Here is a 13,147-nt window from a genome sequence, read left to right on the forward strand (position 1 = left end):
CCATGACTCCGGAAACAGTAATGACCATCGCGACCAACGCGATGAAGATGACCCTGATCCTGTCCGGGCCGCTGCTGCTGGTGGCGCTCGCCGCGGGCCTGATCGTGAGCCTGTTCCAGGCCGCCACGCAGATCAACGAAATGACACTGTCGTTCATTCCGAAGCTGCTGGCGTTGTTCATCACGATGGTGCTGATCGGCCCGTGGATGATCAACACGTTCGTCGACTACATGCGCGAAGTGTTCGAGAGCATTCCCGGCCTCGCACACTGACGCAGTTCCGACATGGTGTCCGTGACCACGGCCCAGCTGTATGGCTGGATTGCCGACTTCCTGTGGCCGCTGTTCCGCCTGCTGGCACTGATCGGCACCGCGCCGCTGTTCGGCGAGACCACCATTCCGCGCCAGGCCAAGATCGGCCTGGCCGCGCTGATCACCGTCGCCGTGGCGCCCACCATCGGCGACATTCCGGTGGTGCCGGTCTACTCCTTCGATGGCTTCCTGATCATCCTCAACGAGATCGGCATCGGCATCGCGCTCGGCTTCTCGATGCGGCTGGTCTTCACCGCCGTGCAGTACGCCGGCGAAATCGTCGGCCTGCAGATGGGCCTGTCGTTCGCCTCGTTCTACGACCGCAACTCGGGCGGCCAGACCATGGTGCTGGCGCGCTTCCTCAACGTGATCGCGGTGCTGTTGTTCCTCGCCATGGACGGCCACCTGCTGATGCTCGCCACCGTGGTCGACAGCTTCTCGGCCCTGCCCATCAGCGCCACGCCGCTGTCCAGCAGCGGCTGGGGGGCGGTGGCGCGCGCCGGGGGCACGGTCTTCTCGTCCGGCGTACTGCTGGCACTGCCGCTGATCGCCGCGTTGCTGACGCTGAACCTGGTGATGGGCATCCTGAACCGCGCCTCGCCCCAGCTTTCCATCTTCGCGGTGGGCTTTCCGGTGACGCTGGCCGGCGGCATGGTGCTGATGATGCTGGTGATGCCGCAGATGGGCAGCTTCATGTCGCACCTGCTGGAGAACGCGTTGATGGGGCTGACCAACATCCTGGCGCAGTTGCAGCCGACGGGGCGGTAGACGCCGGACGCCAAAAATACCCACAGCGTTCCCGACAAGCGGTAGAGTTACGTCCGGCGCACATCGAAGGCGCCGACCAAAACAACTATACGCACGGGAAAAGCACGGTATGCGGTCGATTCTGTGTTGCCTGCTGGCCAGCGCATCGCTGGCCAGCGGCTGCGCATCCATTGTCAGCGGCACCACGCAGGACGTGCTGGTGCAGACCCATCGGAATCAGCATCCGGTGGAAGGCGCCAGCTGCGAACTCACCAACAGCAAGGGCACGTATCACGTCACCTCGCCGGGAACGGTGCCGATCAATCGCGCGTATGGCGATCTGGCCGTGCACTGCGAAAAGCCCGGCATGGACGCCGGCACAGCCACTGTCGCCTCGAGCACGAAGGGCATCGCATTCGGCAATGTCCTCATTGGCGGCGCCATCGGTGCCGCCGTGGATACCGCCTCCGGCGCGGCCTTCGAATATCCGGAACTGATCCGCGTCGAGATGGGATTCAACACCGTCCACGACGGTCTGCCCACGCCGATCGACAGCGCCGCCGGCTCCACCGTACGCACGGACTCCACGACCGTCGCAGCGAATGCGCCTGCACCGTTGGCGCCGGTCTCAGCGAGCCTCGATGCGCCGGCAGTTCCGGCCCGAGCGCCCGCGGCCGCCAGCACCGCACCGTCCAGCGGCAAGCCTGTCGCGATGGACGACCTGCGCCATCTGCTCGCGCCACGCTGATCCGAACCGGCCCGGCTCCGACGGGCCTTCCCATGTTTCCACGTTTTCCCGCTTGCCTGCCACCATGCGTTTGCCGCTGAACACTTCCGCGCTGCTTGCCGCCACCCTTTCCCTGTCGTCCGCATTCGCCGCCGAGTCCGCGCCCACGATCGCCAAGCTCGGCCAGAGCGTCTACGGCGTGCGCACGTACAGCGCCAACGAGGCGCCCCTCGCGGGCGGCTCCGCGGTGGTGGTGGGCCCGGGCCTGCTCGCCACGGCCTGCAACGTGCTCGCCGGCGCCCACACCATCGCGGTGCGCCGCGACAACATCAGCTATGGCGCCACGCTGGAGGCGCCGGACGTCGAGCGCAATCTCTGCCTGCTGCGGGTGGAAAACTTCACCGCGCCCGCGGTCGCCATGGCGGCGTCGGTACCCGGTTTCGGCCAGAAGGCCTATGCCGCGGCGGTCAGCGATGGACGCACGCTGGCCTTGCGCGAGGCGCAGGTCACCGGCCTGCAGGCCGGCCCGGACGGCAAGCTCGACCGCATCCAGCTCTCGCTCGAGGCTGACCCGGCGGCCGGCGGCCGCGACAGCGGCGGCGGACTCTTCGACGAACAGGGACGCCTGCTCGGCATCGTGTCGGCGCCGGCCACCGGCGACCGGCGGCTGCGCGCGCTCCCCGCGGCCTGGATCGGCGAGGCGCGCACGCGCGGCGCGGCCGCCATGGCGAACTACCAGAAGACGGCCGCCACGGCAGCGGCGGCGCCCACGGCGGTGGCCGCCGCAGCGCCGGCCGCTCCGGCTGCCGCTGTCGCGGCCGAAACGGCGGGCCCCACTTCGCCGCGTGTGGGCGAACGCTGGATCTACACCCTCACCGACAAGCTCACGAACAAGCAGACCCCCATCACGCTGCGTGTGGATCGCATCGAAGGGGACCGCGTGATCTTCAACCAGGGCGCGCGCCTCGAACGCAAGGACGGCCGCCTGGAGCGGATCGAGACGCCGATGGCCGGCGAGTTCGACCTCGCCTCGCCTCCCGGGGGCTGGGTGCCGCCGGGGGCCAGGGTGGGTACGCGCTGGAAGACGTCGTTCAAGCAGGCGTCGAGCGGCGTGCGCACGGAGTTCACCGCCACCGTCGGCAGCGAGACGACCGTCCGCGTACCGGCCGGCAGCTATCGCGCGCTGCGCGTCACCTTCGACGGCTACATCCAGCGTCCGTTCTACGGCTTCAACGCAGAGTCGGGAAGTACGACCTCGGTGCCGTACACGGCCGTCGCCTGGTATGCGCCGGAGTTGGGCCGCATCGTGCGGTTCGAAGCCCGCTTCGCGTCGAAACTGGAAAGCCGGCACGAGGTGCTGGAGCTGTCGGAGCACCGCTTCGACTGACCGCTCCCGCTATCGCGACTGGTTCGCTCCCCTCTCCCGCCAGCGGGAGGGGGGCTGGGGGCGAGGGTGAAAGCCCGCAGCAACGACAGCGCAAGACTCACCCCTGCCATCCCCCGCCCGTAAGCTGCTCACCGCATCGCCCCATCGTATGATGGCGCGGCACAGTCCCCTCCCGGCAACCCGCACGCCGACCCCGGCGCGCCTCCACCGAGCGAGCATCATGTCCACGCCAACGTCCTTCCACGGCCGTCCCGCCGCCGTGGTGCCGTGTCTGCTTGCCATGGCCGCGGCGCTCCTGCACGGCTGCGCCACGCCCGACATCCCCGCCGCACAACTGCCGCAGCCCTTCGCCTGGGTCCAGATGGGCGCCGACGGCCAGGCCATGGCGCGCGCCGCGGTGGCAGGCAGCTGTCCCGCGATCACCATCGACGGCAACGCCCGCCCGATGTCCCTGCGCGCGCCCGCGGGCACCGCGCCGCTGCGGCCCTCGGCATCCGCGCCGGATGGCAAAGCCGCGAACTTTCCCCTGGCGGTCTGCGAGGCGACCCTCCCGGCCGGCGCCCGTGACGCGCGCATCGGCGATCAGCCACTGCCATTGCCCAAGGCCGCGCCGCGCCGCATTCTCGTGCTCGGCGACAGCGGCTGCCGCATGAAGCGCGGCGCGCCCTTCCAGGACTGCAACGACCCGCTCGCATGGCCCTTCGCCTCGATCGCGGCGATGGCCGCGCGCTTCTCGCCGGACCTGGTGATCCACGTGGGCGACTACCACTACCGCGAGAATCCATGCCCGCCCGGCAACGCCGGCTGCAGCGGCAGCCCGTGGGGCTACGGCTGGGATTCCTGGCAGGCTGACTTCTTCGCGCCCGCCGCGCCGTTGCTGGCCCGCGCGCCGTGGGTCTTCCTGCGCGGCAACCACGAGGAATGCCGCCGCGCCGGGCAAGGCTGGTTCCGCTTCCTGGACCCGCATCCCTACCGGGCCGACCGTTCCTGCGACGATCCCGCGCACGACGCCGGCGCGGACCACACCGAGCCGTATGCGCTGCCCCTGGACGAGACCACGCAGCTGATCGTCTTCGACTCCGCCCGCGCAGGCATGCGGCCACTGTCGAGCGCCGATGCGCGCTTCGGCGTCTATCGGCGGCAGATGCAGAAGGTCGCCGCGCTGGCGGCCCGGCCCGGCATGGGCACCACGGTGTTCGCCAGCCACCATCCCGTGCTGGCCTTCCATCCGGAACCGGGCGACCCCCGCCCCACTGGCAACCTGGCGCTGCAATCGGTGCTGGCGAGCCTGCACGGGCAGGCCTACTATCCTTCGGGCATCCAGCTGGCGCTGCACGGGCATGCCCACAGTTTCCAGGCGCTGTCGTTCGCCTCGCCTCATCCGGCGACGATCGTCTCCGGCAATGGCGGCGACAACGTCGACGAGGCCCTGCCTGACCCGCTGCCGCCGGGACTGGTGCCAGCCCCGGGCACGCGCATCGCCGGCATCGCGCACCACCTGCGTTTCGGCTTCCTCGTGATGGAGCGCGGCCCCGAGCCGGCGGCGCCCTGGACCTTCACCAGCCATGACGGCGACGGCAACCGTCTGGTGGGCTGCGTGCAGGACGGCCGCGCGCTGCGCTGCGACCGCGCCGGCAGGGTCGCGCCCTAGCCCTTCCGTTGCCTGCTTGCGGCCCGGCGATGCCTGCCACCGGAGCCACGCGCGCGCCATATACCACAAAGCCCGCGTTTGCGAGCGAGACGGCGCGCGCCGATAATGGCGCGCCGGGCGCAGCCGGCTGCCGGCGATGCCCGATCCCCGTTGTTCCGCTGCTTGCCATGGCGGCCCATGCATCGAGCGCTCGCTCGCGCAGGCCGCTTCCGTTGCTCACCGCTTCAGCCAGATGCAGCCACATCAAGGTCTTCCGTACCCTCAGCGCCTGTGGGCCATCGCCACCGTGCTTGGCGGCCTCATCATGGCCGTGCTCGACGGCTCCATCGCCAATATCGCGCTGCCGTCGATCTCGCGCGACCTGCAGGCCGATCCCTCGCGCACGATCTGGGTGGTCAACGCCTACCAGCTCGCCGTCACGGTCTGCCTGCTGCCGCTGTCTTCGCTGGGCGATATCCTGGGCTACAAGCGCGTCTACCGCTATGGGCTGGCCACCTTCCTGGCCGGCTCGCTGCTGTGCGCCGTCTCGGTCAATCTGCCGATGCTGGTGGCCGGGCGCGTGGTGCAGGGCATCGGCGGCGCGGGCATCATGAGCGTGAACACGGCGCTGATCCGCTTCATCTATCCGCCCACGCAGCTTGGCCGCGGCATCGGCCTCAATGCGCTGGTCGTGGGCATCACCATCGGCATCGGTCCGTCGGTGGGCGCCATGATCCTGTCTGTCGCCAGCTGGCCTTGGCTGTTTGCCGTGAACGTGCCGGTGGCAATCTTCGCGCTGGTGCTCAGCCGCAACGCGCTGCCCGTCACGCCGCCGCAGCCGCGCGCGTTCGACTATCGCAGCGCGGTGGTGTCTGCCGCCGTGTTCGCGCTGTTCATCCTCGGCGTGGATGGCCTGGGCCACGCGGCAATGCGCCCGCTCGCGGCGGGCGCGCTGGTGGCGGCGGTGCTGCTGGGCTGGTGGCTGGTGCGCATGCAGCGCGAGCAGCCGGCGCCGCTGGTACCGGTGGACCTGTTCGCGAGCCGGCCATTCACGCTCGCGGTGGGCACGTCGTTCTGCTCGTTCATGACGCAGATGCTGTCGTTCGTCGCGCTGCCCTTCTACCTGGAATATCAGCTGGGCCGCTCGCTGCAGGAGACGGGCCTGCTGATCACGCCGTGGCCGCTGATGGTGGCGCTGATGGCGCCGGTGTCGGGACGCTTGTCCGACCGCTATCCCGCCAGCGTACTGGCCGGCATCGGGCTGGTGTGCCTGGGCGCGGGGCTGGTCTCGCTGGGGCTGCTGGACCGCGACGCCGGCAGCGTCGATGTGGTGTGGCGCATGGCGCTGTGCGGGCTGGGGTTCGGCCTGTTCCAGTCGCCCAACAACCGCGCGATGATCGGCGCCACGCCGCCGCACCGCAGCGGCGGCGCCAGCGGCGCGCAGGCCACCACGCGCCTGCTGGGGCAGACCACGGGCACCGCCGTGGTCGCCGTGCTGTTCGGCCTCGGCCTGTCGGCCGCGCCCCGCGTGGCGTTGTATGTGGCCGCGAGCGTCGCGGCGCTGGGCGCGGTCATCAGCTTCAGCCGGCTGCGCGAGCGCGAAGCGGCGCCGGCCGAGCGGCCCGTGCAGATGCTGGACGAGTAGGCCGGACGAACAAGATGAAGCCAGCCGGACGGCGGGCCCGCCGGCTGGCCGTCCTGCGCGCGCCTTATTCCGCCTTCGCGCCCGACTCCTTCACCACCTTCGCCCACTTGGCGATTTCCTTCTTCTGATGCGCGGCAAGCGCCTCGGGCGTGCCGAGCACCGGGTCCAGGCCCAGCGTCTTGAGCTTGGCCTGCACGTCCGGCAACGTGAAGATGCGGTTCAGCTCGGTATTGAGCTTGGCGATCACGTCCTTGGGCGTGTTGGCCGGCGCGAAGATCGCGAACCACGAGTCGGCTTCGAAGCCGGCAAGACCCTGCTCGGCCAGCGTCGGAATGTCCGGCGCGGACTGCGAGCGCTTGAGGCTCGTCACGCCGAGCGCGCGCAGCTTGCCCTCCTTGATGACGGGCAGCGCCGACGGCAGGTTGTCGAACATCATCGTGATATGGCCGCCGAGCAGATCGGGAATGGCCATCGCGCGGCCCTTGTACGGCACGTGCGTGATCTTGACGCCCGCCATCGAATTGAACATCTCGCCCGCGACGTGCGGCGAGGTGCCGACGCCCGGCGTGCCGAATGTCAGGCCGCCCGGCTTCGCTTTGGCCAGCGCGATCAGCTCGGCCGTGGTCTTGGCCTGCACGCCGGTATGGACCACCAGCACGTTGGGCGTCGAGGCGACCAGCATCACGGGCGTGAAGTCCTTGACCATGTCGTACGGCATCTTGCTGTACAGCGCCCCGTTGATCGAGTGCGTGCCCACCGTGCCGAGCGCCAGCGTATAGCCGTCGGGCGCCGAGCGGGCCACCGCCTCCGCGCCGATATTGCCGCCAGCGCCGGGCTTGTTGTCGACGATGACGGGCTGGTTCCACGAGGGCGAAATCTTCTCCGAGACGATGCGGGCCAGCGTGTCGGGCGCGCCGCCGGTGGGAAAGCCCACGACAATGCGGATGGGCTTGGAGGGGAAGGTGTCGGCATGCGCCAGCGGCAGCGCCAGGGCCGAGGAAAGCGCGAGCATCGCGCCCGCGAGTCGGGAAATACGCATGGTGTTTGTCTCCGTCTTATTTATGGTCGTCACCGCCGCCGTCGCGGGCGGTCTGCTGGCAAGCGCGGTGCGCCGGACTCAGCCCGGAATGCCGCCGAACTCGCTCATCACTTTATCGTGCAGCCGGCGCATTCCCTTTAGCCAGCGATCGTAGTCCTGGCCCTTGCGCCGGTAGTATTCGAGCACCTCCGGATGCGGCAGGATCAGGAAGCGCTCGTCGCGCACGCCGTCGAGGGTGACCTGCGCCACGTGCTCGGCCGTGACGGAGCCCTCCTGCAGGAAGCCCTTGCGCTCACCCTTCTCGCCGAACAGCATGCGCGTCTGCACGCCCTGCGGACAGATGCAGCTGACCTTGATCCCGCGATCGCCATAGGTGATCGACAGCCATTCGGCGAAGCCGATCGCCGCGTGCTTGGTCACCGCATACGGCGCCGAGCCGATCTGCGACAGCAGGCCGGCGGCCGACACCGTGTTGACGAAATAGCCCTCGCCGCGCGCCAGCATCTGGGGCAGCACCGCCTTGGCGGCATGGATATGGGCCATCACGTTGATTTCCCAGATGCGCTGCCAGTCCTCGGCCGATGCCTCCAGGCCCTTGCGCAGGATGATGCCGGCGTTGGAGCAGAACACGTCCACCTGGCCGAAGCGCTGCGTGGCCTCGTCGACCAGCCCCTGCACGGCCGCTTCGTCGGCCACGTCGACACGGCGGCCGAACGCCTCGCACGCCGAGGCGGCCGAGGCGACCTCGCCGGCCACCTGCACCGCGCCCGCCTCATCGAGGTCCGCCACGGCCACGCCGCGCGCGCCGCCCTGCGCGAATGCGAGTGCCAGCGCGCGGCCGATGCCGGTGGCCGCGCCCGTCACGACGACGGTCTTTCCCTGGATATCCATTGTCCTGTCTCCTTGGTCGGTCGTTGGTATTGGTCTGTGCCGTGCCGATCCGGTGCGGTTTCGCTGAACGCGTGCGGCGCGGCGCTATCCCTGCCCGCGCCACAGGCGGCCCTGCACCGCCTCGGCGAGCTGCCGCACGCGCGGCCCCAGATTGGCTTCGAGAATCTCGGGCGACAGCCGCGTGGCGGCGCCGCCGATATTGATGGACAGCACTTCCGCGCCGCCTTCGAGCACCACCGGTGCGGCCACGCCGCTGACCGTGCGGTCCCATTCGGCATGCGCCAGGCAGAAGCCGCGGCGTGCGTAGTCGCGCAAAGCCCGGTCCAGCTTGCTGCGGATGCCGGGCCAGCGCGCCTGGTAGTGGCGCTCCAGTTCGGCCAGCACGCCCGCGCGGCGCGCGGGCTCCAGGCCGGCCAGCCACGCGCGGCCGATGGCAGAGGTGGCCGTCGGCAGGCGCGAGCCCGGCGCGAGCCGCATCACCAGCGCGCCGCGCGGCTGGCACACCTCGAGGTAGACCATCTCATGCCGGTCCGAGGCGGCCAGGGCCACGGTGCAGTCGGTGGCGAACGCGAGCGACTGCATCAACGGTTGCGCGACCTCGCGGATCCCGGAATTGGACAGGTAGCGGTGGCCCAGCACCATCGCGCCCTGGCCCAGCCGGTACTTCTCCAGCGGCTCCGCGTAGACGAGATAGCCCAGGCGCGTGAGCGTGTAGGTGAGCCGCGACACCGTGGGACGCGGGATGCCGGTGCGGCGCGACAACTCGGCATTGCCGAGGTAGTCGTCGTCCGGCCCGAAGGCGCGCAGCAGTTCGAGTCCGCGCGCGAGCGCCGTGACGAAGCTGCGGTCATCGCCCTCGTCGCCGGCCGTGCCGGCCATGCCGGCCATGCCGGGAGAGGCGGCATGCACCCCCGCCGCGAGCATGGCGGCGGGTGCGTCGGGTCGGACCGGGATCGAGGTGGTGCGCTTCATGACACGGCGGATGACGGCGGCGAATGACGGGACCGGCGAGGTCCCGCGAGCGACACAAGCGGAAGCCGCACGGCTATTTCGCTGTGCGGAAGACTCTTCCAATGTCCTTGACTGTGCCTCAAGCCCTATGCAACAGTCAATTAAAAGAACGACCGTGCGGGAAGGCCCTGACAGCCTCCACGACACGTCGTCACCGGCACGCGGGGCCGCCCATCCGGAAGCCATCCGGGACAACCCGAATTCAGGAGACAAGCATGCAAAACCCTTCGACACGGCAGGCCGCCACGCGCCGCCGCTAAGCCCTCACCCCGTTTTTCCGCCGGCGCTCTGGCGCCGGACATTCTTCGCACGTCCCGGCCTGCCGGCCGGACGCGTGCGCCCTTGTTCGTGAATTGCTCGAGGTGAGCCCGTGGCACTGTTTCTTCAACAAGTCCTCAATGGCCTGACGCTCGGCGGGGTGTACAGCCTTGTCGCGCTGGGCCTGACGCTGGTCTACGGCATCCTGCACGTACCCAACTTCGCGCACGGCGCCTTCTATATGGCCGGTGCCTACGTGTCGTACTACATGATGACGACGCTGGGCGTGAACTACTGGCTGGCGATGGGCGCGGCCGCGCTGTCGGTGGCGCTGTTGTCCATGCTGGCCGAGCGGCTGGTGTTCCATCCGCTGCGCAACGCGCCCGAGCTGCACGACATGATTGCCGCCATCGGCATCCTGCTGTTTCTGGAGGCCGGCGCGCAGGCGCTGTGGGGCGCGGACTTCCACCGCATGCCCACGCCCTACGGCCAGATGGTGGAACTGTTCGGCCTGACCGCGCCGCTGCAACGTCTGCTGATCATTGCCGCCGCCTTCGGCCTGATGGTGCTGCTGCATCTGTTTCCTCACGCGCACGGTCACCGGCTCGACCATCATGGCCATGGCGCAGAACCGCGAGGGCGCGGCGCTGGTGGGCATCGACGCCACGCGCGTCACGCTGCTGGTGTTCGCCATCTCGGGCGCGCTGGCCGCCATCGCCGCGACGCTGTACGCGCCGATCAATCTGGTCTACCCGAGCATGGGCAACCTGGTGATCACCAAGGCGTTCGTGATCATCATCCTGGGCGGCATGGGCAGCATTCCCGGCGCCATCCTGGGCGGCCTGATCATCGGCATGGCCGAGAGCTTCGGCGGCTTCTACGTCTCCACCGACTACAAGGACATCATCGCCTTCGTGCTGCTGGTGGTCATCCTGTCGATCCGGCCGCAGGGCCTGTTCGCCGGCAAGCACGCCTGAGGAGCGCAACGACATGAACGCATTGCAAGGCAAGACGGGCTGGGCGCTGCTGCTGCTGCTCGCCGTGGTGTTCCCGCTGGTGACACCGAACAGCTACTACCTCACCGTGATGACGATCGCCTTCATCTACGCGATCGCCACGCTGGGCCTGAACCTGATTACCGGCTACACCGGCCAGCTCAATCTGGCGCACGGCGGCTTCATGGCCATCGGCGCCTACACGCTGGGCATCCTGACGGTGGACCACCAGGTGCCGTTCTGGGCCGCGTTCGCGGTGTCCGGGCTGGTCTGCATGGTGATCGGCGCCGTGGTCGGCGTAGTATCGCTGCGGCTCAAGGGCCATTACTTCTCGATCTTCACGCTGTGCATCGGCTACATCATCTATCTGGTGATCGAAAAGTGGGAAAGCCTCACGCACGGCACGGTGGGCCTGATCGGCATTCCGGTGCCCGCCGCGATCGGCCCCATCGCCTTCGACAACGTGCAGGCGCAGTACTACCTGGTGCTGTTCTTCCTCGTCATCGGCGTGTTCCTGATGCACCGGATCGTGACCTCGCTGATCGGCCGCAGCTTCATGGCCGTGCGCAACAGCGACGCGCTGGCCGAGGCGCTGGGCATCAACCTGATGCGCACCAAGGTGCTGTCGTTCGTGCTGTCGGTGGGCTATGCGGGCTTCGCCGGCGCGCTGTACGCGGGGCACGTGCGTTTTCTCGGTCCCGATATCGCGCGCACCGACCTGACCTTCGACATGGTGATGGCGATGCTCGTCGGCGGCATCGGCACGCTGCTCGGGCCGCTGCTCGGCGCGGTGCTGGTGCCGTGGATCACGCAGTCGCTGCAGTTCCTGCAGGACTACCGGATGCTGGTGTTCGGGCCGGCGCTGGTGCTGTTGATCATCTTCTTCCCCGACGGCGTGGTGGGCTCCTACCTGAAGCGCCAGGCCCGCCGGGCGGCCGCCGCGCGCCGCGGCAGCCGCGCGCCGAAGTCGGTCCACGGCGCGCATGCCGGGTCCGCGCCCGCCGCCGCCCCCGCCAACGCAGGAGCCGACCATGCTTGAGATCCGCAACCTGACCAAGAAATTCGGCGGCCTGACCGCGGTGAACGATGTCTCGGTCACCTTCGAGGCCGGGCATATCAACGCCATCATCGGCCCGAACGGTGCCGGCAAGACGACCTTCTTCAACCTGGTGGCCGGCACCCATGCCCCCACTTCGGGACAGGTGCTGTACAAGGGCACCGACATCGCCGGCCTGCGCGCGGACCAGATCGCGCGGCTCGGCGTCGCGCGCACCTTCCAGGCCACTGCGCTGTTCGACCGCGCCACCGTGCTGGACAACCTGATCGTCGGCCACCGCCTGCGCACCCGCACCGCCCTGCGCGACGTGCTCTTCAACACGCGCCGCCAGCGTGAGGAGGAGCGGCTGTGCCGCGCCAAGGCGGAGGAGGCGCTGGACTTCGTCGGCCTCTCGCACCTCGCGCACGAGGTCGCGTCCGATATCACGCAGGAAGAGCGCAAGCGCGTGGCGTTCGCGCTGGCGCTGGCCACGGACCCCGAGCTGCTGCTGCTCGACGAGCCGGCCGGCGGCGTGAACCCCGAGGAAACCGTGGGGCTCGCCGAGCTGATCCGCAAGATGGTCCGGCACGGCAAGACCGTCTGCCTGATCGAACACAAGATGGACATGATCATGCGGCTGGCCGACAAGATCATCGTGCTGAACTACGGCGAGAAGATCGCCGAAGGCACGCCCGCCGAAATCCAGCGCGATCCGCGCGTCATCGAGGCCTATCTGGGAGCGGACCATGTTGCAGCTTGAACGCGTATCGCTGTCGTACGGCAGCTTCCGCGCCCTGGACAATGTCTCGCTGCACGCCAAGGCGGGCGAACTGGTCGTGCTGCTCGGCGCCAACGGCGCGGGCAAAAGCTCGATCTTCCTGGCCATGAGCGGCATCCATCGCACCAGCGGCGGCAGCATGCGCTTCGACGGCCGCGAGCTGTCCGGCATGAAGCCCTCGCAGATCGTGCAGTCCGGCCTCGTGCATTGCCCCGAGGGCCGCAAGCTGTTCCCGGCCATGAGCGTGCAGAAGAACCTGACGCTGGGCGCCTACGTGCACCGGCGCGACGCCGCCGGCATCCGCCAGTCGCTGGAGGAAGTCTTCGAGATGTTCCCCATCCTGCGCCAGAAGAAGGACGACATGGCGGGTTCGCTGTCCGGCGGCCAGCAGCAGATGGTGGCGCTGGGCCGCGCGCTGATGGGTCGCCCGCGCGCGCTGCTGCTCGACGAACCGTCGCTGGGGCTGGCGCCGCTGGTGGTCAAGCAGATGTTCGAGGTGATCCAGCGCATCAACCGCGCCGGCACGACGGTGCTGCTGGCCGAGCAGAACGCCTACGCGGCGCTGGGCATCGCCCATCGCGCCTATGTCATCGAGAGCGGCCGCATCGTCATGGAAGGCGACCGGGACTCGCTGCTCAATGACGAGGGCGTGCGCCGCGCCTACATCGGCGGCTAGCGCGCGCCGCTTCCCC

Annotated in this window: 12 protein-coding genes and 1 pseudogene; 10 read left to right on the forward strand and 3 right to left on the reverse strand. The window is 69.1% G+C overall.

Annotated elements, in window-relative coordinates; genetic code table 11:
* Positions 1-2 precede the first annotated feature (2 nt).
* The 6 genes from fliQ (at position 3) to LDO27_RS19435 (ending at position 6,447) form a co-directional block, all read left to right on the forward strand.
* Positions 3-272, forward strand: a complete 270-nt coding sequence (gene fliQ / locus LDO27_RS19410; RefSeq protein ID WP_224043514.1) for a flagellar biosynthesis protein FliQ — start codon at positions 3-5, stop codon at positions 270-272.
* 12 nt (positions 273-284) lie between these two features.
* Complete coding sequence (fliR, locus tag LDO27_RS19415; RefSeq protein ID WP_222207149.1) at positions 285-1,079, forward strand: flagellar biosynthetic protein FliR; 795 nt, start codon at positions 285-287, stop codon at positions 1,077-1,079.
* A gap of 109 nt (positions 1,080-1,188) precedes the next feature.
* Positions 1,189-1,806 carry a hypothetical protein gene (locus LDO27_RS19420; RefSeq protein WP_224043515.1) on the forward strand — a complete coding sequence of 206 codons (618 nt, stop codon included), beginning with the start codon at positions 1,189-1,191 and terminating at the stop codon, positions 1,804-1,806.
* A gap of 64 nt (positions 1,807-1,870) precedes the next feature.
* Complete coding sequence (locus LDO27_RS19425; protein WP_224043517.1) at positions 1,871-3,172, forward strand: S1 family peptidase; 1,302 nt, start codon at positions 1,871-1,873, stop codon at positions 3,170-3,172.
* Between the two features lie 220 nt (positions 3,173-3,392).
* Positions 3,393-4,823, forward strand: a complete 1,431-nt coding sequence (locus LDO27_RS19430) for a metallophosphoesterase (RefSeq protein WP_224043518.1) — start codon at positions 3,393-3,395, stop codon at positions 4,821-4,823.
* Between the two features lie 232 nt (positions 4,824-5,055).
* A complete protein-coding gene (locus LDO27_RS19435) occupies positions 5,056-6,447 on the forward strand; it encodes an MFS transporter (RefSeq protein ID WP_224043520.1) in 1,392 nt (463 codons plus the stop codon).
* A 64-nt stretch (positions 6,448-6,511) separates the two neighbouring features.
* Here the strand turns inward: LDO27_RS19435 and LDO27_RS19440 are convergent, their stop codons facing one another.
* The 3 genes from LDO27_RS19440 to LDO27_RS19450 all read right to left on the reverse strand — a co-directional run bounded on the left by LDO27_RS19440 (position 6,512) and on the right by LDO27_RS19450 (position 9,349).
* Positions 6,512-7,486 carry a Bug family tripartite tricarboxylate transporter substrate binding protein gene (locus tag LDO27_RS19440; RefSeq protein WP_224043522.1) on the reverse strand — a complete coding sequence of 325 codons (975 nt, stop codon included), beginning with the start codon at positions 7,484-7,486 and terminating at the stop codon, positions 6,512-6,514.
* 78 nt (positions 7,487-7,564) lie between these two features.
* Positions 7,565-8,377, reverse strand: coding sequence for an SDR family oxidoreductase (locus LDO27_RS19445; RefSeq protein WP_222207144.1), 813 nt, complete (start codon positions 8,375-8,377; stop codon positions 7,565-7,567).
* A gap of 84 nt (positions 8,378-8,461) precedes the next feature.
* Positions 8,462-9,349: an IclR family transcriptional regulator gene (locus LDO27_RS19450; RefSeq protein ID WP_224043524.1), complete on the reverse strand. Its 888-nt coding sequence runs from the start codon at positions 9,347-9,349 to the stop codon at positions 8,462-8,464.
* A 409-nt stretch (positions 9,350-9,758) separates the two neighbouring features.
* On the opposite strand from LDO27_RS19450, the pseudogene LDO27_RS19455 reads away from it, so the two are divergent.
* The 4 genes and pseudogenes from LDO27_RS19455 to LDO27_RS19470 all read left to right on the forward strand — a co-directional run bounded on the left by LDO27_RS19455 (position 9,759) and on the right by LDO27_RS19470 (position 13,131).
* A pseudogene (locus tag LDO27_RS19455) lies at positions 9,759-10,623 on the forward strand (branched-chain amino acid ABC transporter permease).
* Positions 10,624-10,636: 13 nt separating this feature from the next.
* On the forward strand, positions 10,637-11,680 hold the full coding sequence (locus LDO27_RS19460; protein WP_222207141.1) for a branched-chain amino acid ABC transporter permease: 1,044 nt from the start codon (positions 10,637-10,639) through the stop codon (positions 11,678-11,680).
* On the forward strand, positions 11,673-12,437 hold the full coding sequence (locus tag LDO27_RS19465) for an ABC transporter ATP-binding protein (protein ID WP_222207140.1): 765 nt from the start codon (positions 11,673-11,675) through the stop codon (positions 12,435-12,437). The genes LDO27_RS19460 and LDO27_RS19465 overlap by 8 nt, the downstream gene beginning before the upstream one ends.
* Positions 12,424-13,131 carry an ABC transporter ATP-binding protein gene (locus LDO27_RS19470; RefSeq protein ID WP_222207139.1) on the forward strand — a complete coding sequence of 236 codons (708 nt, stop codon included), beginning with the start codon at positions 12,424-12,426 and terminating at the stop codon, positions 13,129-13,131. The genes LDO27_RS19465 and LDO27_RS19470 overlap by 14 nt, the downstream gene beginning before the upstream one ends.
* Positions 13,132-13,147: the final 16 nt, after the last annotated feature.

Source organism: Cupriavidus respiraculi (genome assembly GCF_914271545.1).
Taxonomy (GTDB): domain Bacteria; phylum Pseudomonadota; class Gammaproteobacteria; order Burkholderiales; family Burkholderiaceae; genus Cupriavidus; species Cupriavidus respiraculi.